Annotated in this window: 23 protein-coding genes; 16 read left to right on the forward strand and 7 right to left on the reverse strand. The window is 60.9% G+C overall.

The features are described 5' to 3' along the window. Window positions 1–2 precede the first annotated feature (2 nt). A complete protein-coding gene (locus GGD53_RS00720; protein WP_184452727.1) occupies window positions 3–389 on the reverse strand; it encodes a thioredoxin family protein in 387 nt (128 codons plus the stop codon). Continuing rightward, the gene (locus tag GGD53_RS00725; RefSeq protein ID WP_184452729.1) at window positions 386–964 is read right to left on the reverse strand and encodes a hypothetical protein; all 579 of its coding nucleotides are present in this window, start codon (window positions 962–964) and stop codon (window positions 386–388) included. The genes GGD53_RS00720 and GGD53_RS00725 overlap by 4 nt, the downstream gene beginning before the upstream one ends. A 74-nt stretch (window positions 965–1,038) precedes the next feature. Between GGD53_RS00725 and GGD53_RS00730 the strand changes: the two genes are divergently transcribed. The 7 genes from GGD53_RS00730 to arsH are packed head-to-tail and all read left to right on the forward strand — an operon-like array spanning window position 1,039 to window position 5,054. Continuing rightward, window positions 1,039–1,482, forward strand: a complete 444-nt coding sequence (locus tag GGD53_RS00730; protein ID WP_184452731.1) for a MerR family transcriptional regulator — start codon at window positions 1,039–1,041, stop codon at window positions 1,480–1,482. 53 nt (window positions 1,483–1,535) lie between these two features. Next, window positions 1,536–1,895: an ArsR/SmtB family transcription factor gene (locus GGD53_RS00735; protein ID WP_184452733.1), complete on the forward strand. Its 360-nt coding sequence runs from the start codon at window positions 1,536–1,538 to the stop codon at window positions 1,893–1,895. Next, window positions 1,883–2,323, forward strand: coding sequence for an arsenic resistance N-acetyltransferase ArsN2 (gene arsN2, locus GGD53_RS00740; protein WP_184452735.1), 441 nt, complete (start codon window positions 1,883–1,885; stop codon window positions 2,321–2,323). Before GGD53_RS00735 ends, arsN2 begins: the two co-directional genes overlap by 13 nt. A 15-nt stretch (window positions 2,324–2,338) precedes the next feature. Further along, complete coding sequence (locus GGD53_RS00745) at window positions 2,339–2,866, forward strand: arsenate reductase ArsC (RefSeq protein WP_184452737.1); 528 nt, start codon at window positions 2,339–2,341, stop codon at window positions 2,864–2,866. 1 nt (window position 2,867) lies between these two features. Continuing rightward, window positions 2,868–3,926 (forward strand): ACR3 family arsenite efflux transporter, encoded by a 1,059-nt coding sequence (gene arsB / locus GGD53_RS00750; protein WP_184452739.1) that lies wholly within the window; start codon window positions 2,868–2,870, stop codon window positions 3,924–3,926. Beyond that, window positions 3,923–4,351, forward strand: coding sequence for an arsenate reductase (glutaredoxin) (gene arsC / locus GGD53_RS00755; protein WP_184452741.1), 429 nt, complete (start codon window positions 3,923–3,925; stop codon window positions 4,349–4,351). Before arsB ends, arsC begins: the two co-directional genes overlap by 4 nt. Continuing rightward, window positions 4,344–5,054: an arsenical resistance protein ArsH gene (gene arsH / locus GGD53_RS00760; protein WP_184452743.1), complete on the forward strand. Its 711-nt coding sequence runs from the start codon at window positions 4,344–4,346 to the stop codon at window positions 5,052–5,054. The genes arsC and arsH overlap by 8 nt, the downstream gene beginning before the upstream one ends. A gap of 3 nt (window positions 5,055–5,057) precedes the next feature. On the opposite strand, the gene GGD53_RS00765 is transcribed toward arsH, so the two are convergent. Continuing rightward, window positions 5,058–5,864, reverse strand: a complete 807-nt coding sequence (locus GGD53_RS00765) for a sulfite exporter TauE/SafE family protein (RefSeq protein ID WP_184452745.1) — start codon at window positions 5,862–5,864, stop codon at window positions 5,058–5,060. A 354-nt stretch (window positions 5,865–6,218) separates the two neighbouring features. Between GGD53_RS00765 and GGD53_RS00770 the strand changes: the two genes are divergently transcribed. Beyond that, window positions 6,219–6,800, forward strand: a complete 582-nt coding sequence (locus GGD53_RS00770; RefSeq protein WP_432443129.1) for a cation transporter — start codon at window positions 6,219–6,221, stop codon at window positions 6,798–6,800. 73 nt (window positions 6,801–6,873) lie between these two features. Here GGD53_RS00770 and arsK read toward each other — a convergent pair whose 3' ends face one another. Then, the gene (gene arsK, locus GGD53_RS00775; protein WP_184452749.1) at window positions 6,874–8,085 is read right to left on the reverse strand and encodes an arsenite efflux MFS transporter ArsK; all 1,212 of its coding nucleotides are present in this window, start codon (window positions 8,083–8,085) and stop codon (window positions 6,874–6,876) included. After that, the gene (locus GGD53_RS00780; protein WP_184452751.1) at window positions 8,078–8,440 is read right to left on the reverse strand and encodes an ArsR/SmtB family transcription factor; all 363 of its coding nucleotides are present in this window, start codon (window positions 8,438–8,440) and stop codon (window positions 8,078–8,080) included. The genes arsK and GGD53_RS00780 overlap by 8 nt, the downstream gene beginning before the upstream one ends. 42 nt (window positions 8,441–8,482) lie before the next feature. On the opposite strand from GGD53_RS00780, the gene GGD53_RS00785 reads away from it, so the two are divergent. Beyond that, the gene (locus GGD53_RS00785; RefSeq protein WP_184452753.1) at window positions 8,483–8,995 is read left to right on the forward strand and encodes a DUF6428 family protein; all 513 of its coding nucleotides are present in this window, start codon (window positions 8,483–8,485) and stop codon (window positions 8,993–8,995) included. 317 nt (window positions 8,996–9,312) lie between these two features. Here the strand turns inward: GGD53_RS00785 and GGD53_RS00790 are convergent, their stop codons facing one another. Together GGD53_RS00790 and GGD53_RS00795 are read right to left on the reverse strand one after the other, a co-directional pair. Beyond that, on the reverse strand, window positions 9,313–9,594 hold the full coding sequence (locus GGD53_RS00790; protein ID WP_184452756.1) for a hypothetical protein: 282 nt from the start codon (window positions 9,592–9,594) through the stop codon (window positions 9,313–9,315). A gap of 625 nt (window positions 9,595–10,219) precedes the next feature. Then, window positions 10,220–10,432, reverse strand: a complete 213-nt coding sequence (locus GGD53_RS00795; protein ID WP_184452758.1) for a hypothetical protein — start codon at window positions 10,430–10,432, stop codon at window positions 10,220–10,222. A gap of 90 nt (window positions 10,433–10,522) precedes the next feature. Between GGD53_RS00795 and GGD53_RS00800 the strand changes: the two genes are divergently transcribed. The 7 genes from GGD53_RS00800 (at window position 10,523) to GGD53_RS00830 (ending at window position 17,036) form a co-directional block, all read left to right on the forward strand. Further along, window positions 10,523–11,155: a hypothetical protein gene (locus GGD53_RS00800; protein ID WP_184452760.1), complete on the forward strand. Its 633-nt coding sequence runs from the start codon at window positions 10,523–10,525 to the stop codon at window positions 11,153–11,155. A 617-nt stretch (window positions 11,156–11,772) separates the two neighbouring features. Continuing rightward, the gene (locus GGD53_RS00805) at window positions 11,773–12,243 is read left to right on the forward strand and encodes a hypothetical protein (protein WP_184452762.1); all 471 of its coding nucleotides are present in this window, start codon (window positions 11,773–11,775) and stop codon (window positions 12,241–12,243) included. Window positions 12,244–12,252: 9 nt separating this feature from the next. Next, window positions 12,253–12,717, forward strand: coding sequence for a hypothetical protein (locus GGD53_RS00810; protein ID WP_184452764.1), 465 nt, complete (start codon window positions 12,253–12,255; stop codon window positions 12,715–12,717). A 16-nt stretch (window positions 12,718–12,733) separates the two neighbouring features. Further along, entirely contained in the window at window positions 12,734–12,919 is a 186-nt protein-coding gene (locus tag GGD53_RS00815) for a hypothetical protein (RefSeq protein ID WP_097623488.1), read from the forward strand. Then, a complete protein-coding gene (locus GGD53_RS00820; RefSeq protein ID WP_184452766.1) occupies window positions 12,909–13,589 on the forward strand; it encodes a hypothetical protein in 681 nt (226 codons plus the stop codon). Before GGD53_RS00815 ends, GGD53_RS00820 begins: the two co-directional genes overlap by 11 nt. Before the next feature lie 377 nt (window positions 13,590–13,966). Beyond that, window positions 13,967–15,991, forward strand: coding sequence for a DDE-type integrase/transposase/recombinase (locus GGD53_RS00825; RefSeq protein ID WP_184452768.1), 2,025 nt, complete (start codon window positions 13,967–13,969; stop codon window positions 15,989–15,991). A gap of 19 nt (window positions 15,992–16,010) precedes the next feature. Continuing rightward, complete coding sequence (locus GGD53_RS00830; RefSeq protein ID WP_184452770.1) at window positions 16,011–17,036, forward strand: TniB family NTP-binding protein; 1,026 nt, start codon at window positions 16,011–16,013, stop codon at window positions 17,034–17,036. The last annotated feature ends 12 nt before the right edge of the window (window positions 17,037–17,048 follow it).

The raw sequence follows: 17,048 nt of genomic DNA on the forward strand, positions 1-17,048 counted from the left end.
CGTCAGAGGGCCTTGCGCAGGAATGCTTCGATGCGGGCGGGATCACTGACGCCCACGCTCCGGTCGATCTCCTTGCCGTTCTTGAACAGGACCATCGTGCTTTGCGACTGGACCCGCAGCTTGCGAAGGATGGATTTCTGGCTGTCGAAGTCGACGTCGAACTCCTTCATGGTCTTGAAGTCGGAGGTTCCGAGCAGACGCGCGACCACGGGCTTCTGGGCCTGGCAGACCTCGCACCACGGCGCGGTGACGTGGACGAGAACGGGCACGCCCTTTGCGGCTGCATCGTCAAATCCGGGGATGGCTTCCGCCGCGGATGCAGAATTGAAGGCAAGGCCAGCCGCGAGAAGTGCGGCGGACGCGGAAGCGAGAAACTGACGGCGATTCATTGGACGATTTCCTTTCGGAGAGTGACGGAGGAAGGCGCGAAGTTGGAGAAGAGCGCGTCCGCGGATTCGCGGGCCTCCTCGGGCGCGGTGATCGTGAGCCGGATCGTATCTACCTCCTGTTTCAGATTGAAGTCGAGAAACGCGCAGCACTCGCGCTCCTTCTGGACGAGCTCCTGCAGCTCCAGCCGCGCCGCGCTGTCGTAGACGAGTTCTATGGCCAGCGGTTTTCGAACGACTTCGAGTAGGCTGCTGGACGCAAGCCTCTCAATCTCCGCCGCGCGTTTCTTGAAGTCGCCCCCGTCCAACGTGCAGGCGATCGGCTTGTCCGCCGTAGGCGCGGCACACGAACCGCAGCCACAGGCCGTCGCGGGAAGCGGCGCACCGCCCGCTGTCTGCGCTCTCCGGTTCAGGACCATATATCCGAGCACCGGGAGCGCCGCCAGAAGAGCGGCCGGTCCGAGCCACGGCGTCAGGCTTGCCGCGGCGACGGCCGATCCCGCCGAAAGTAGCGGGACCGTGCAGCACGCCGCGCAGGCGGCAAGTCCAAACCCCGCTAGTTTGGTTGTCGTATTCATCCTTCGACCTCCTTCAATCGTGATTGGTCGAAGCTACTCCTTCAAGTTACTTTAAGGGCAAGGAGAAAAATGCGATGAACTATCACACGTCCGTGTTCACGATCGGCAACCTGGCTAAGTCTTCCGGCGTCACCACGCCGACCATCAGGTTCTACGAAGAGATCGGCCTCATTCCGAAGGCGCGGCGGTCACAATCCGGCCAGCGCTACTACGAGGACGAGGATGTTTCTCGGGTGACCTTCATCAAGCAATGCCGCGACTTCGGCTTCTCGATCGATCAGATCCGCGTGCTGCTGGAACTATCCGTTAGCAGCGAGAGGAACTGCATCGAGACGCGGGACATCGCGCAGGGTCATCTGGACGAGGTGAGGCAGAAGATGGAGGAGCTGAGGAAACTGGAAGCGCGGCTGGAGACGTTCGTGAAGCGATGCGACGAGGCGTGCGCCGGAGGTCCGGGGGACGAATGCATCATCTTCAAGGATCTTGCCGGCCAACCTACCCGGTCGTGCTGCGGCTAGCGCCTTTCGGTAATCCGTCTTGACGTTTCCAAAGTATCCGTTATTCTGGATATATGGAATCAAAACTTGCGATCACGGCGCTGGCCGCACTAGCCCAGACCACACGCCTCGAAACCTTCCGTCAGCTCGTGAAGGCGGAACCGGACGGTGTACCCGCCGGCGAACTCGCCAGGATGCTCGACGTGCCCCAGAACACGATGTCCGCGCATCTCGCGACGTTGCAGCGCGCGGGTATTGTCAAGAGCGAACGACAGAGCCGCTCCATCATCTACCGCGCCGACCTCGAAGGGTTCCGCGCTCTGACGCTGTTCCTGCTCAAGGACTGCTGCGGCGGGAACGCGGAACTCTGCGCGCCTCTCATCGCCGATCTCACGCCCTGCTGCTTGCCGGAAAGCCAGCCATGCGTGAACTAAACCTCGAGCCAGTTCCGGTTTCCGATGCGCTAAAGGCGGCCCTGACGTCCGCCGGGCTGCTGACCGACGATCTCGAAGGAGCGGACCGAGCCTACTTCGCTCTCGTCGACTCCGACGGCGGCATCGTCGGATACTCCGGCTTCGAAACCTGCGACGAAGCATCCGTTCTTCTCCGTTCGGTGGTCGTCGTTCCGGAGTTCCGGTCGAATGGACTCGGGCGCCGCCTGGTGGAGTTGACGCTCGCCAAGCTGCCCATCGCCGCCGAAGTCTATCTCGCCACGACGAGCGCGGCGCCCTTCTTCGAATCTTTCGGCTTCACACCCATCCAGCGCGACCAGGCGCCGAACGCGATCCTTTCGACCCGGCAGCTATCGGGCCTCTGCCCTGCGTCGGCGACGATCATGAGACTGAACAGGCCACCGACCTAAACACGGACGAAACCGATGACCGACAAGACCTATAACGTGCTCTTCCTGTGCACGGGCAATTCCGCACGTTCCATCCTCGCCGAATCCATCCTCAACAAGGAGGGTGCCGGACGCTTCAAGGCGTTTTCCGCAGGCAGCCAGCCAAAGGGAGAAGTGAACCCGCATGCCCTGAAGGAACTGGAGGCGCTCGGCTATCCGTCGAAGGGCTTCTTGTCGAAGAGCTGGGACGTGTTCGCCGAACCTGGCGCACCGGAGATGGATTTCATCTTCACCGTCTGCGACAGCGCGGCCGGCGAGGCCTGCCCGGTCTGGATCGGCCACCCGATGACCGCGCACTGGGGTGTCGAGGATCCGGCCGCCGTCGTCGGCACCGAGGTCGAGATCCAACGCGCCTTCGCGCAGGCGGCCCGCTTCCTGAAGAACCGCATCTCCGCCTTCATCAATCTTCCGCTCGCCTCCATTGACCGTCTGGCGCTCCAACAGCGCGTCCGCCAGATCGGCAGGCTCGAAGGCGCTTCCGTCAAATCCGCAAAGGCCGAATGAGATGTCCACGTTCGAACGATACCTGACCGTCTGGGTCTTTCTCTGCATCGTCGTCGGCATCGCGCTGGGCCACATGATGCCGGGCGTCTTTCACGTCATCGGCGACGCCGAAGTGGCGAAGGTGAACATCCCCGTCGCGGCGCTCATCTGGCTGATGGTAATCCCCATGCTGCTGAAAATCGACTTCGGCTCGCTGGCCAAGGTCGGCAGCTACTGGCGTGGGATCGGCGTGACGCTCTTCGTCAACTGGGCGGTCAAGCCGTTCTCGATGGCGCTGCTCGGCTGGCTGTTCGTCGGCTGGCTGTTCCGCCCTCTCCTGCCGGCCGATCAGATCGACTCCTACATTGCGGGCCTGATCATCCTGGCCGCAGCTCCGTGCACGGCGATGGTGTTCGTCTGGTCGAACCTCACGAGGGGCGAGCCGCACTTCACCCTGTCGCAGGTGGCGCTCAACGACGCCATCATGATCGTCGCCTTCGCGCCTATCGTCGGACTGCTGCTGGGTCTGTCGGCGATCACGGTGCCGTGGGCAACACTGACGATCTCCGTCGTCCTCTACATCCTGATCCCGGTCGCCATCGCCCAGGGTGTCCGCAGGCTGCTCACCGCCGACGGCACGACGCGGTCGCTGGATGCACTGCTGGCCAGACTTCAGCCGCTTTCGCTAGTAGCGCTGCTGGCGACCCTGATCCTTCTCTTCGGCTTCCAGGGCGAGCAGATCATCGCTCAGCCGACCATCATCGGACTGCTGGCGGTTCCGATCCTGATCCAGGTCTACTTCAACTCGGGGCTGGCCTACCTCCTCAACCGCATGTCGGGTGAACAGCATTGCGTCGCGGGGCCGTCGGCTCTCATCGGGGCCAGCAACTTCTTCGAACTCGCCGTCGCCGCCGCCATCAGCCTGTTCGGCTTCCAGTCCGGAGCGGCGCTTGCGACCGTCGTCGGCGTGCTCATCGAGGTCCCGGTCATGCTGTCGGTCGTCTGGATCGTGAACCGCAGCAAGGGCTGGTACGAATCCGCACCCGCCGTCTCCAAGAACATCGCAACCGAAAGGCCATGACCATGGACGTCACCATTTATCACAACCCCGACTGCGGGACCTCGCGCAACACGCTGGAGATGATCCGGAACGCCGGCATCGAACCGACCGTGATCGAATATCTCAAGACGCCGCCATCCCGTGCCGAACTGACCAAGATGATCGCCGACGCCGGCCTGACCGTCCGGCAGGCCATCCGCGAGAAGGGAACGCCCTACGCTGACCTCGGCCTCGACGATCCCGATCTGACCGACGATCAGTTGCTCGACGCCATGCTGAAGGATCCGATCCTCATCAACCGACCATTCGTCGTCACGCCGCTCGGCACCCGGCTGAGCCGCCCGTCCGAAGTCGTGCTCGACATCCTCCCCGACGCCCACAAGGGCGCCTTCACCAAGGAAGACGGTGAGCGCGTTCTCGACGAGGAGGGAAAGCGCATTGTCTGAAGGATTCCCCGCACTCGACGAAAGCCATCTCGCCCAGCCCGACGTCGACGCCCTTCGGCCGTCGTTCTCCAGGCACAAGCCCCGGATCCTGATCCTCTACGGCTCGATCCGCGAGGTCTCGTACAGCCGGCTCCTCGCCCACGAATCCCGCCGCCTGCTGGAGCGTCTCGGATGCGAAGTCAGGGTATTCGATCCTAAGGGGCTGCCCCTGCCGGACGACGCGCCTGTCAGTCATCCGAAGGTCCAGGAGCTCAGGGAGCTGTCGGAATGGTCGGAGGGTCAGGTCTGGGTCAGTCCGGAGCGTCACGGCGCAATGACCGGTGTCATGAAGTCCCAGATCGACTGGATTCCTCTGGCCGTCGGATCGGTTCGCCCGACGCAGGGCAAGACATTGGCGGTGATGCAGGTGTCGGGCGGCAGCCAGTCGTTCAACGCCATCGGTCAGCTACGCATCCTCGGCCGCTGGATGCGGATGATCACAATCCCCAACCAGTCGTCTGTCGCCAAGGCGTTTCAGGAGTTCGACGCCGATGGGCGGATGAAGCCGTCGTCCTACTACGACCGTGTCGTCGACGTCTGCGAGGAACTCGTGAAGTTCACGCTGCTGACCCGCGACGCCTCGTCCTACCTGACCGACCGCTACAGCGAGCGGCAGGAGGACGCGGCCAAGCCGGAGCAGCGTGTACAGTTGAAATCGATCTGACGTCTACTTGTGTCGCCAGACCTTCACGGCGGATAGCAGAAGGATCACCGCCAACGCGGGAAGCAGAAACGCGTTGGGCACGATGCCGAGCAGCCGTCCACCGATGAAGGTTCCCATGATCGACCCTGCGGCCATGACGATCAGGAACGCCTTGTTGCGTCCGAGCACGGAGAAACTCTGATCCCGGCTGTATCGCGTGAATCCGACAAGCATCGTCGGCAAACTGACGGCCAGCGAAAGGGATCCGGCAAGCTTGATGTCCGCGCCGAACAGCAGCACGAGGGTCGGGATCAGGAGTTCGCCGCCCGCCACGCCTAGTAGCGACGCCACGATGCCGATCACGAAGCCGGCGACCACTCCAGCGACAAGCTGGGCCCCTCCCGTCAGCAATGGCTGACCCGAAGTCGCGTCGTGTCCGACAACGAGAATGACCGCGATGACTAGCAGCAGGACGGAGATCACTCTGTAGAGCGTTTCCGACTTGAGGCGGGTCGCCCACCCGGCCCCGAACCATGCTCCTGCCAGACTTCCTGCAAGCAGATTGACGATGATCTGCCAGTGGGAGCCGATCTCGCTGAACGGCACGGTCGAGGCACGGAATGGCAACGCGGTCGCGACGACGACCAAGCTCATGGCCTTGTTGAGGATCACTGCCTCGAGAGCGGCGAAATTGAAGACGCCAATAAGGAGAGGAAGGCGGAATTCCGCGCCGCCCAGTCCTATGAGACCGCCCAACGCACCAATGACCGCGCCACCTGAGAAGGCAATAGGCTTGCTGCGATCCACTGGCTCATTGGCAGAAGCGTCCATGCTCCCATACTCCCCGAGATACACGTCGAAGCTTATCCTGTGAAGCTAGCCTTAATGCAAGTGGCGCACTGAGAGCCGCCGCCGCTTGCGCGAAACCGTTCGAGCCTCGTGCCACTCGTCCAGAAAGGCGCGCACTCGCTTGCAAAGTTCCAATACATCGGCTTCACGGAACGTGGGAGAAGCGGGCGGACAGTACCTCTTCCACACGCACGTGCATGTGATGTGACGGTTCGACGGCGAACCCCAAACAGGACATCCCTGTGAACCGAATTCAGCTCGCACCTTACCGCTGAATCGGGTAGAAAACTCAGCATTCGGTTAGTCGAACTCTCCAGGATGCCCGTGGTGCAACCCATCGATCCTACGCTTCGGCGAGCGGTGCTAGTCATCGCACTCGCCAATCTCGCTTATTTTGGCGTTGAGTTCGTCGTTGCGTGGCGCATCGGGTCGGCTTCACTATTAGCCGACAGCGCCGATTTCCTTGAAGATGCCTCGGTTAATCTGCTTATCTTTTTCGCAATGGCATGGTCGGCGCGCAGCCGCGCTCTGGTCGGTATGGCAATGGCGCTCATCCTGCTCTTGCCCGCCTTCGCCTTTATCTGGACCGGATGGCACAAACTGCTGGATCCAATACCGCCTGCACCATTCGCGCTGGGCTTGACCGGGTTGGGTGCTCTTGTCGTCAATCTTTGCTGCGCCTATCTGCTCGCTGCCTACCGCCATGCTGGCGGCTCGCTGACGCGGGCGGCTTTCCTCTCAGCTCGCAATGATGCCTTCGCCAATGTCGCCATCATCGCTGCGGGAATCGTTACGGCCTATCTCTGGTCCTCAGCGTGGCCAGATCTTATCGTGGGTCTGGGTATTGCGTACATGAACCTTGATGCGGCGAAAGAGGTTTGGGGAGCGGCGCGCGCAGAACACCGAGCAGCCGTATGAAACGCGGGACCGCGCCGAGCCGATCACAGATATAGACAGACGGAACAACATGGGGCGGAACTCCTATTGCCGTTTACTCGGCTGCAACTAGACCCCGTCTCGTCGTCATGGCCAGGCTGGCGAACGCGGCCATTCCCACAACTCCGAGCGCGGCGGTGGCGAACAGCGACAGGCCGATCCCCAAGCTCTGCATCGCCGCCGCAAAGGCGAACGGCGCTGCCGCTCCCAGCGCCAACCTTGCGGCCGCCATCTTGCCCGTGATCGTTCCGTAGCCGTCGCTGCCGAACAGGTAGAGCGGCAGGCTGCCCTGCGCGATGGAATTGATGCCGGACCCCAGGCCCAGGCAAATCGCGAAGGCCACCGCGCCCGGCAGCCAGCTCCCGCTCACGCCTAGAATGATAATGCCGACGACCATCAGAGCCGCCGCGATCACCGCGAGGATCGGTGGCGACAATCTCGTCCCGAAGATCATGTTGATCAGACGACTGAGCACCTGTGCCGGTCCGAACAGCGAACCGACGACGACCGCCGCCGTGCCCAGCCCGAGGTCGCCGAGCATCGGAACCATGTGGGCGAGGATCGAGGCCAGCGTAAACCCGAGGATCGCGAAGGCTGCCGAGACGACGATCATTGCGCCGCGGCGTCTCTCGGGCGAAACGGCGCCCACGACGTGTTCCCGAGCACGCTTGGTTCCTGCGGCGACCGCAGCCCGGCCCTTTCTGGCCATCCACAGGTGCAAGGGCATGCAGACGAACAGGTTGAGTGCCGCAAAGGCGAGATAGATTTCCCGCCATGTCAGGTATCCCATGAGCGCCGCGGAGATCGGCCAGAAGATCGTCGAAGCGAAGCCGCCGATCAGCGTGAGGTAGGTGATGCTGCGCGACGCCGTCTTCGGATCGCTCTCGACCAAGGCCGCGAACGCCGCCTGATATTGGACCATCCCGGACGCCACCTCGATCAGGACGACGGCGAGCGCGAACACGACGATCGACGGCGACCACGCGCAGAGCGCCAGCGTCAGGGCTGAAAGCATCGAGCCTATCGTGAGGACGGTCGCAGCTCCGATCCGGTCCATTTGCTTCCCGATGATCGGAGCCGACAGACCGCCGACGAAGAGCGATGCCGAGAAGACACCGAAGACCTGCTCGAGGGACATGCCGAGATCCTTCGCCATTCCGGGCGCGAGGATCGAGAAGGAATAGTAGAGGGTGCCGTAGCCGATGATCTGCGTCAGTCCGAGCGCCGATATCGTCGCGACGGGAACCGTTCCCTTCGCTTCAGACATTCACGTCGTCTTTCGCAGGCTCGCCGGCGCAGCAGGCGTCGGTGATCTCCTTCGATCCCGTGACGCGCGGATGGCCGGCGCAGCAGTCGAGCATCAGGAACTGCACGAGACCGGAGAGCGCGTCGTAGTCGGCGCTGTAGACGATCGAGCGCGACTCCCGACGCTGGGCGATCAGGCCCGAGCGCTCCAGTTCCTTCAAGTGGAAGGAGACGTTCGACGGCGAGACGCCCGCCTTCTCGGCGACCGCTCCCGCGGCCATCCCTTCCGGGCCGACGACGACGAGCATCCGGACGATCTGCAGGCGGGTCTCTTGCGACAGCGCGGCGAATGACAGGAGGGCTTGACGTTCTTCCATATTTCGACAATCCTTGAAATGTTGAAATTAGGGATAACCGATATGAACGTCATCGACAAGACCCTATCGAACGACATCCAACTGGGCGCCCTTCTGGCCGCGCTCGACGCCCACGCCGACGCCCCTCTCGTCTTCCGTTACGACGGCCGGGACGTGAAGGCGGGCTATCATGTGACCGAAGTGAAGACCGGTCGCTTCGACGCTCTCGACTGCGGTGCCAACCCGGAATCGTGGACGGAAATCTTCGTGCAGCTCTGGGACATCGACGAAGATGGGCGCACGCACATGCCCTCGGGAAAGTTCGCCAAGATCATCCGGAAGGTTTCCGAGCACGTCGGCCTACCGATGAGCGCGAAGCTTACCTTCGAGGTGAGCGACGGGGTCGCGCCAATGGCCCTATATTGCGCGGCGACGCCGCGGATCGCTGCCGGCCGCGTCTCGGTCGAGCTTGCCCCTCGTCCGGCGAGCTGCAAGCCTCGCGACCGCTGGCTTGTAGAGGAGAAGGCGAAGTCGGGATGTTGCGCGCCGTCTGCGAACCAGAGTTGCTGCGCTTAAAATCTCGAGTCTCCGACCGACCCAACGTGTCGGCTTCGAAGTCTCCCGGAGCCGTTCACGCTGCAGGTGTCAGCATGCAGACGCCGCTTGATATGCCGAACAAAATAGGAACAAATGCGCATCGGCATCGACGCCTGCAGCCATGATCGCTGCAACGCCAAGATCGTTTCCACAAGCGGAGACATGATTATGACCCGGATCGAGTTACGAATACGCCACTAGGTGCGGCTTTGGGCCAGCGCGCGATTCGCGCGCATTCACGCACCGCGTATCGTCAAGGTCACTCGGCCGGCCTCCATCTCCATTTCTGCGATGGTTCAAGCTGCCAGAGCGGCGTGCACTCCGTATAGGTTTGGCGCGGCTGCCAAAGACACTTCATCGATACTTGGCGTACCACGCCGTACCACCTGATTTCGCCAGGATCCGCCGGCGCCGAACTCACGATCGGGATGAACGATCATCGCGCCGAGTTCCGTTGCTAGCGCCTCGACAGCATGAAATCGACGATCGACACGATGCACCACTTTATGGACTGATCGAACCATAAAACGGATCAATTTTCGATGGAACGACGTGAACGAAGGACGGCGTCTGTTCATGAGCGCTCGTGGAAATTACCACGACGTGGCGTCTCGTTCTGGTTTCGGGATCCAACCACGGGTAATCCCTCGGCTTAGGAATGAGTTGGCGACCGCGAGCTGGCTTCTGAGGTGGCCGCAATCCTGCAGAAGGGTTTCGATCGTGGCGCGCGCATCGCCGTCGTGCCAGGCGAGTGCCGCATCGACGGCGTCCAACTGCTCCGAGGCAGCATGTTGTTTCGGTGAAAGCACTGTTTTCGACCTTCCGAGATGCTCTTTGGCGAGCGTCGATGAACATGCTCATTCAATCGGACGCGCGACATTGCATCCGTCTCCGAGGGAGTCCTCGGCATTTCCACGTTAGCTATCGGCGTGAGTCGCCACAAGCAGTCCGGGGGGTCGCCCTTGCACAAGCTGAACCGTCGCCGATCAAGCTTAGGATCGAGCATGCTAGTGCTTCGAAATCGCGCGAAGCCCCACGCTCCATCGTTGTTCCGCGCGCGGCTTCGAACAGAAGTTCGTTCAGGCGCGCGGCCGCTTCGTATTCGGCATCAGCGGCGGCAGACTTGATATCGACGGTCACGAGGCATCCTCCTCGGACAATCGTCTTCGCGATCGGCACTAGGAGCAAGCGGAAATTCAGCAGCTATTCCTTGCCAGGCCCGCCGCTTGACAGGAAGTCCTTCGCGCTGCCTTGGGCGCCGCTCTTGGCATAAGATACGGTGAACACGCCCTCTCCATCGAAGACCTGCTGAGGGCCGTCCCTCTTCGCGACGGTGAACACACGGTGAAGGTCTTCACCGTTTTCCGGGTACTGCCATCTGCTGTCGCGGCTCGTCGGGACACTGCTACTACTCATGCGAATCCTTATACCCTCTCGCTAACGATTTGGTAACCATAATTGGCGTCGAATCCACTGATTACGGTGGCCGCGAAGGGGACGTCGCGGATGGCAGTGGATTTTATCCTGGTCGACACCAGCGTGCTAAGCGAAGCCCGCAAAATGATCGACGAACTGGACGAGAACATCGTCTTCTTCCTGCGGCAGATACCCGCGGGAGCCTTGGCCGTCCCCATCGCGGCAATCTTCGAGCTGCAACGTGGGGCCAGCATGATCGCCATCACCAAGCCCGCGAAAGCGCGGGCGTATGAAAGTTGGCTCGATCGGCTGCTCGAGACAGATATCTGGCTGCCGCCGGTCGATGTAAGAGTGAGGCGTTTGCTCGCCGAGATGACGGTCGTTCCGGAACTAAGCCGGTTTTGGCTTGATCGATCGAAAGACCCGAAGCTCCGTTTCGGATGCGACCCCGAGATTGCGGCTACGGCGATCGTCTACAGCATACCGTTGGCGTCTACCGACGTCACCGATTTCCTGGCCATCAATCGGCACTTCCCATTGCCGGGCCTCTATTGTCCGATCGGAGGACGCTGGCATGTTCCTCCCCCCGCCGGCTGGAACCTGGGTGAGAGCCTGGGCCGACATGAGCGAGACTGGAGAAGGGTGATCGGACCTCTGGGTCAAGTTCGCGAGGAGCAGCACTCGAACTTTGATGACGACACCTTGGAAGCACCAATTCCCTGAAACGCCGACGAACTCGAAACCGCAGGCCGTTTCTGCGCGACTGAATCCATGAGCAACCTCAGGCAAGCAATTGTTGACAAAACCGCAATCTGCCACGGAATATTTTACTAAAATCTTATCGAATACGGCTCTCGCAACGCAGGCGGATTTGCCAATCCCGCAATATCCGACGCCGGCCGACGCCGTTTGCGGATATTTTTTCCGTTGACAACACGGTCGAGATCTGAGCCATATTGCGCCACCGCTCCAGTCCGGACGGCGTCATATGAGACAGGCAGTCATGAAGTCGAAAGCAGCCACATCGGGCCAACAAGGTTGCCGGCAAGCGTCGTAAGACGCCGTGGTTTCTATGCCGCGGCACCGACACGACGCCGCCGGCCATCCTCTGAGTTTTCCAACAGTCGGAATTGAGGACGCAGTCATGACACCTAACTTTCTCTCCACCATCCATCTCCAACGACGCTTCCAAGCGTTCGCGGCCGCCCGCTAGCTTCTCGGAGGCAATTCCGTCCAGCCAGCGCAGCCGTCGAACCTTCCGAAGCTTTTGTGCAATCGGGTTCGCGGTCGTGCAGTCGTGCGTCGACGCCGCCGGAACCGCCAAGTGGATGGTGACTGGAATGACCAACGTTATCGAAACCAAGCAGCTTCAGACCAAGCGCTCGCTCGAGCGCCTTGGGACGCTCATCAAGAGCGGCCGAGGCTTCCCCACCATTCGGTTGAACGACGAGAAGAATCTCGATTTCGTCTATCGCGACGAAATCAACCGCTGGGTCGAGCGTCAGCGCAGCCGCTATTTTACGCGCGAGGAGACGAACCTTCAGTGCGTCGTCGCGCTGCGCTACGCCGACCCGACGCGTCCGACCGTCCGCGAGCTCTGGCAGTACCTGCAGGCCCTCATTCTGAAGGACGCCCGCATGATGCCGGGCCGTCGCGCGGTGCGCTTCCCCTCCTACAGCACCTTTCGCACCCGCGTGGCCGATCTGCCCCGCGAATTCGTCTGGAAGGCGCGCCTTGGCGCAGATGACGGTCGTCCTTCGATGATGACGCTCGTCTCGCGCTTCGACGCCATGGTCTCGCGCCAGGCATAGGAGGTCGTCATGAACGTTGTCATCACCCAGCAGGACTACGACGCTTTCGAAAAGAGCCTTTTCGCGGATGTCCGCGTCAAGGCCCGCTTCGACGGAGCCACTCGCCCCCCCAACCCCGAAGACACACCCACTTTCATGAACAAGGAGAGCAACGCCATGTTGCAGATCGATTACGTGCGTGTCTTCGAAGATCGCATCAGCCCCTACCCCGAGCTCGTCGACTGGTTGAAGCGCCAGTGCAGCAAAGCCTTCTCTTACGAGGAGACGGTTCTCCAGTGCGTCTTCGCGATGGAGTACGAGCGCATGGGCTGCTGGTACCGCGCCAACGCCCGCTTGGTTTGGCGCCTTTTGGTGGCGGAGACCTGCCGGTTCGGTTCGGAAGGCGTGGTGCTTCGCGTTCCTTCCTACGGCACGTTTTTGAAGCGTGTCCGCGCACTGCGCGACACCATGCAGTCCGCATCGTCGCTGATGTGAGGCCGGGAGACAAATCATGATTAAGGTGCTCACTCAGATCCAGGCTGTCTATTTCGCTCGCGCGGGCTACCGCCCCTGGGAGCGTCAGGCCGAGCGCAGGACGACCGTCGCGGTGCCCGACGAAGGCTATCGCGGCGGCCTTGCGTCGACCGCCGACCGAGGCGCGCAAATACGAGCGGTCTCTCGAGGAAATGCTCGGTAAGACCCTTTATTACGACATGATCGCGGCCCCGTCCGCCCGCCGGGTAGCGATGAAGTCGAGCGCATCCTGTCGAATTTTGATGTGTGCTCCTGGAACGAACCAGTATCTCGTGTTCGAGAGCCTATTCGAGCGCGACTGTGCCGTCGTCTTCTGGTCGATGAAGACGGTTCGCTCCGTCACTGCACAGTATGGCCCCATCGAGTGGACCGACGCGGACGGCGTGATCCACGAGCACTACGCCGATCTGCGCGTGGAGTACGAGAACGGCGAAGTAGTCCTCTACTGCGTGCGACCGATCGGACGTGACCGGCGTGGTATCTTGAGGGCCGTGGTGAAAAGCATTCGTAACCATGAACTCAAGTATCACGCGCATCGGATTGAAATCCTTACCGATCGGGTGGTGACGAAAGCCGCCGTTTACCGGGCGCGTGAGATCTTGTCGGCACGACGTCTCATGAACTCCCCAGACTGCGTGCGACTGCTCGAACTTCTCAAGGCGAAGATCAAACCGATCCGTGCCTTCGAGATCGTCGAGGAATTCGGGGACGAGGGCCGAGGGATGATCGCGTTGTGGAATTTGATGGGCGACGGCTTGGTAGAGCACGTCGTCAAGGATACGTCGCTGACGTTCGAGGCGGTCTCGTTCGTCCGCGCCGCAAGGGTGAACTGATGGACGAAATGCCCCGCTATACGAGCGTCAAGCTTTCGATATTCGACAGGGTCGAATGGGATGGCGGCGTCTTCCGCGTGAGGCCTTCGAAAGATGGACGAAGTTACATCTTCACGGAGGTCCACGGCGCCGGGCAGATCGAGAAGTTCTCATACGCGCAGATCGCACGGCTTGTCCGAAACCGTGCGATCGTCATCCGCAAGGGCTACTATACCGAGGAGGAACTCGACAAGCGGAAGAAGAAGCTGCTCGATCCGGACATCATCCCCGAGCACGTCAGGTTTCGCGCGCGGATGATCACGAAGTTCCTTGAGGAGCAGAAGCAAGGTCTTCGGTCGAGGTCGGACGAGAGCATTCTCGAATTCTACGACGACTACATGGAGGAATTCGAAAAGCACCTTCCGAAGGCTCGTGGCGGAAATAAGAAGGTGGTGATCGAGACGCATCACCCCTGCACGCCGCGGCATTTCATGCGCCTCGTGAAAATATTTGAAGACGGATCGTACAGCTCATTCTCCTTGATGTACGGGGGCGATCCGAGCGAGAAGACGTCTCGGAAGAGCACGCTGTCCGCTCGCACGAATGCGTACATCGACGCGGAGGCCAGGAAGCTCGCGACCTCCAAACGTACCGAGATTGCCACCCGCTGGCAGTTGATGACCATAGAGAACAGTCACAGCGCCGATCCCGTCGTGCTTCCGGATATCCGCACATTCTATCGGCGGGTCGCCAAGATAAAAAAGATGTTGATCCACCTTGGTCAGCTAGGCGCGGAAGCGACCCGAAACGAGTTCGAACTTTCAAAGACGGCCAATCGACAGTACCACCCTCTCGAACGGATCGAGATGGACGAAGACAAGCTCGACATCATTCTTCTATTGAAGAAAACTCGGCTTTGGAACGTGCTCCATCCCGACGTTCAAAAACGGCTGGAAGTGCAAAAGGACAGGTTCTGGGCGTCAGTCGCGATCGACGCTGGAACCCGTTCGATCCTCGCCCTACGTCTGCTCGATGGCGATCCGAACGGCCGGTCCGGCGTCGCGACCCTGCATATGGCGGTCATGCCGAAAGATCATATCGCGGAAGCGGCGGGCACCGAAAACAAGTGGATCCAGTTCGGCATACCCCAGGAGGTCGCAACCGATCACGGCGCCGCCTACCTCGACACGGAATTCCACGACACGGTCCTCGCACTTAGCGGAAGCCATTTGATGCCACCGACCGGCAATCCGAAGCTCCGCGGTCGCATCGAGCGCTTCTTCAGGACCGGAAAGAAATGGCTGAGACTGTTCACAGGGCAGACGTTTTCCAATCCCCTCGTCCGCGCGAACTACGACTCCGTCGCTAACGCGTCCATGGAGTTCGAGGAATTTGCACGATGCCTCATCCGCCTGATCGTGGACGTCTACCATATAACGCCGCACGACGGCCTGGGTGGCCAGAAGCCGATCGACGCCTGGGCGAAGATGACGAAAGCCCGGCCCGTTGACACGCTCACCGATCCTGAAAAGGAGGGCATGATCTTCGGCTTCCGCGCTGGAAAGCGAAAGATCTCCCGCTCGGGTGTCGTGTGTCTCGGCATCCCGTATTACGACGACACTATCCAGCACCTCTACAATGAGTTCAAGAACCAGGAGGTCGTCATCAGGGCCAATCCCTACAATCTGGGCCTTCTCGGGGTGCGGTCCGTACGCGATGACGCATTTCACTTCGTCAAAGCTGCAGTCCCCGCTTTCGACGGCGTCTCGGCCATCGAATGGGCGGCGACCAAACGACTGTTGAACGAGTCGTACTCTCAATACGACATCGAGGATGAAGCCATCATCGGCCGGGCGCTGACCCAGATCCAGGGAACCGCGAAGTTTTCCGAAGACAAGCTTAACGTGTCCGGCCACGTGGTGACCGAGGACGACTACGACTATTTCGAAAGAGAGTATTTCGCCGGTTACGTCGCGGGTCGCCGGAGCATGCCGGACTACGCGCCTGATCCGGAACGCCTCATTGTTGACGAGCTGCCTAGCGAAACCCATGGGGCCGAGGACGGCGAGGACACGACAAGACCCGCGCTGCCCGACGTAACCGAAGCCGAAGCGGGCGACGACGATGACGTCTCCACCTCGCTCGGCCCATCAGAAGGGACCTTCGATCCCGGTGTGTTCGCTAGACGGCGCGCGGAAGACGGCGTGGCGGCTCCGCTTTCTATACCACCGCCGAAGCCGAGCCCGAAGCCACGCGAGGAAAAGGACAAACCCGTGCGGGAGGTGACCATTTCCGAACTTTTGCGCGGAACCACTGATCTGCTGCCGAAGAGTTCCGAAGACAAGCAGCGCACCGCCGGCAGGGTGCGGACATTCAAATCCGACTGGGAAGACGAGGAAGATGATGACCCGATCCAGGATTAGTGAGAAACCGGAACACTCGATGGTCAACGATGAAATCGCCAAGCTTATAGCGGCCTCGGCCGACTTGGCGCTGGACGAAACGGACCGTCGCATCAAAACGATCATGAAAAACGTCAAGCTCGCCTATTTTTCCACGCCGAACGACAAGCTGATCGACATTCCGATAAAACGGATGAAACGAGCAATCGCCGCCCATGATCCCGACACGTTCGCGGTATCGATCCATGGGGAGACGGGCGCCGGAAAGTCGACCCTCTTCGAGCAGCGGCTGAAGGACGAACCTTCGTTCCGACCAGTTCCCGACGGGTACGGCAACGATCTCTATCCGGTCCTCTACATCAAGGCTCCTTCGAAGGCGACTATGGTCGACCTGGGCGAAGAGCTGCTCGACGCCATGGGGTATCCGACCAAGAAGAGAAAGCACGAGTCGGATCTGATCCGCGACGTCCGCAACGCGCTTCGTAGGCGTGGAACTAGAGTTGTCCTGATCGACGAGTTCCAGCACGTGCTTGACGCCCCCAAGGTGAAGGGGCCGAGCCATGTCGCGGACTCCATCAAGAACCTTCTCCAGAACCCGAAATGGCCTATCTTCATCGTCCTGATGGGCCTGCCGGAAATCAAGGAAGTCGCCCTTCGTGATCCGAAGGATCAGTTCCTGCGCCGCGTCGACGATTTCGCCCTCCAGACACTGTCGTTGAAGGCCGACGCAAAATTCATCGCGAACGTCATAAAGGAACTGGTGGTGAACCGAGCGGGCCTTCGGATGCCGTCCGCGGTAGTGCCGGATTTCATCGAGCGACTGATGTATGGCGCTCACTTTCGCTACGGCATGGTCATGAAGATCATCTACCACGCCATCGAGGACGCATTGGAAAACGATCTGGGCGAAGTCACGATGTTGTGCTGGGAGGAAGGCTACCGACGGCTGGTCAATGGTGACGCAGTCCCCGAAACCAACGTCTTCGCCGCCGACAACTGGCGTTCGATCCTTCGTCCGGTCAATCGAAGAGGCGAGTTCGGCCCGCCATCGGTTCGGGCAGCTTGACGGGACCAAGAA

The organism is Rhizobium aethiopicum, assembly GCF_014197535.1.
In the GTDB taxonomy this organism is placed as follows: Bacteria; Pseudomonadota; Alphaproteobacteria; order Rhizobiales; family Rhizobiaceae; genus Rhizobium; species Rhizobium aethiopicum_A.

What these genes read in the sequence shown, in the direction of transcription:
- GGD53_RS00720 (WP_184452727.1), bottom strand. Translation starts at nt 389, where the DNA reads ATGAATCGCCGTCAGTTTCTCGCTTCCGCGTCCGCCGCACTTCTCGCG.
- GGD53_RS00725 (WP_184452729.1), bottom strand. Translation starts at nt 964, where the DNA reads ATGAATACGACAACCAAACTAGCGGGGTTTGGACTTGCCGCCTGCGCG.
- GGD53_RS00730 (WP_184452731.1), top strand. Translation starts at nt 1,039, where the DNA reads ATGAACTATCACACGTCCGTGTTCACGATCGGCAACCTGGCTAAGTCT.
- GGD53_RS00735 (WP_184452733.1), top strand. Translation starts at nt 1,536, where the DNA reads ATGGAATCAAAACTTGCGATCACGGCGCTGGCCGCACTAGCCCAGACC.
- arsN2 (WP_184452735.1), top strand. Translation starts at nt 1,883, where the DNA reads ATGCGTGAACTAAACCTCGAGCCAGTTCCGGTTTCCGATGCGCTAAAG.
- GGD53_RS00745 (WP_184452737.1), top strand. Translation starts at nt 2,339, where the DNA reads ATGACCGACAAGACCTATAACGTGCTCTTCCTGTGCACGGGCAATTCC.
- arsB (WP_184452739.1), top strand. Translation starts at nt 2,868, where the DNA reads ATGTCCACGTTCGAACGATACCTGACCGTCTGGGTCTTTCTCTGCATC.
- arsC (WP_184452741.1), top strand. Translation starts at nt 3,923, where the DNA reads ATGACCATGGACGTCACCATTTATCACAACCCCGACTGCGGGACCTCG.
- GGD53_RS00765 (WP_184452745.1), bottom strand. Translation starts at nt 5,864, where the DNA reads ATGGACGCTTCTGCCAATGAGCCAGTGGATCGCAGCAAGCCTATTGCC.
- arsK (WP_184452749.1), bottom strand. Translation starts at nt 8,085, where the DNA reads ATGTCTGAAGCGAAGGGAACGGTTCCCGTCGCGACGATATCGGCGCTC.
- GGD53_RS00780 (WP_184452751.1), bottom strand. Translation starts at nt 8,440, where the DNA reads ATGGAAGAACGTCAAGCCCTCCTGTCATTCGCCGCGCTGTCGCAAGAG.
- GGD53_RS00785 (WP_184452753.1), top strand. Translation starts at nt 8,483, where the DNA reads ATGAACGTCATCGACAAGACCCTATCGAACGACATCCAACTGGGCGCC.
- GGD53_RS00790 (WP_184452756.1), bottom strand. Translation starts at nt 9,594, where the DNA reads ATGAACAGACGCCGTCCTTCGTTCACGTCGTTCCATCGAAAATTGATC.
- GGD53_RS00795 (WP_184452758.1), bottom strand. Translation starts at nt 10,432, where the DNA reads ATGAGTAGTAGCAGTGTCCCGACGAGCCGCGACAGCAGATGGCAGTAC.
- GGD53_RS00800 (WP_184452760.1), top strand. Translation starts at nt 10,523, where the DNA reads ATGGCAGTGGATTTTATCCTGGTCGACACCAGCGTGCTAAGCGAAGCC.
- GGD53_RS00805 (WP_184452762.1), top strand. Translation starts at nt 11,773, where the DNA reads ATGACCAACGTTATCGAAACCAAGCAGCTTCAGACCAAGCGCTCGCTC.
- GGD53_RS00810 (WP_184452764.1), top strand. Translation starts at nt 12,253, where the DNA reads ATGAACGTTGTCATCACCCAGCAGGACTACGACGCTTTCGAAAAGAGC.
- GGD53_RS00815 (WP_097623488.1), top strand. Translation starts at nt 12,734, where the DNA reads ATGATTAAGGTGCTCACTCAGATCCAGGCTGTCTATTTCGCTCGCGCG.
- GGD53_RS00820 (WP_184452766.1), top strand. Translation starts at nt 12,909, where the DNA reads ATGCTCGGTAAGACCCTTTATTACGACATGATCGCGGCCCCGTCCGCC.
- GGD53_RS00825 (WP_184452768.1), top strand. Translation starts at nt 13,967, where the DNA reads ATGGAGGAATTCGAAAAGCACCTTCCGAAGGCTCGTGGCGGAAATAAG.
- GGD53_RS00830 (WP_184452770.1), top strand. Translation starts at nt 16,011, where the DNA reads ATGGTCAACGATGAAATCGCCAAGCTTATAGCGGCCTCGGCCGACTTG.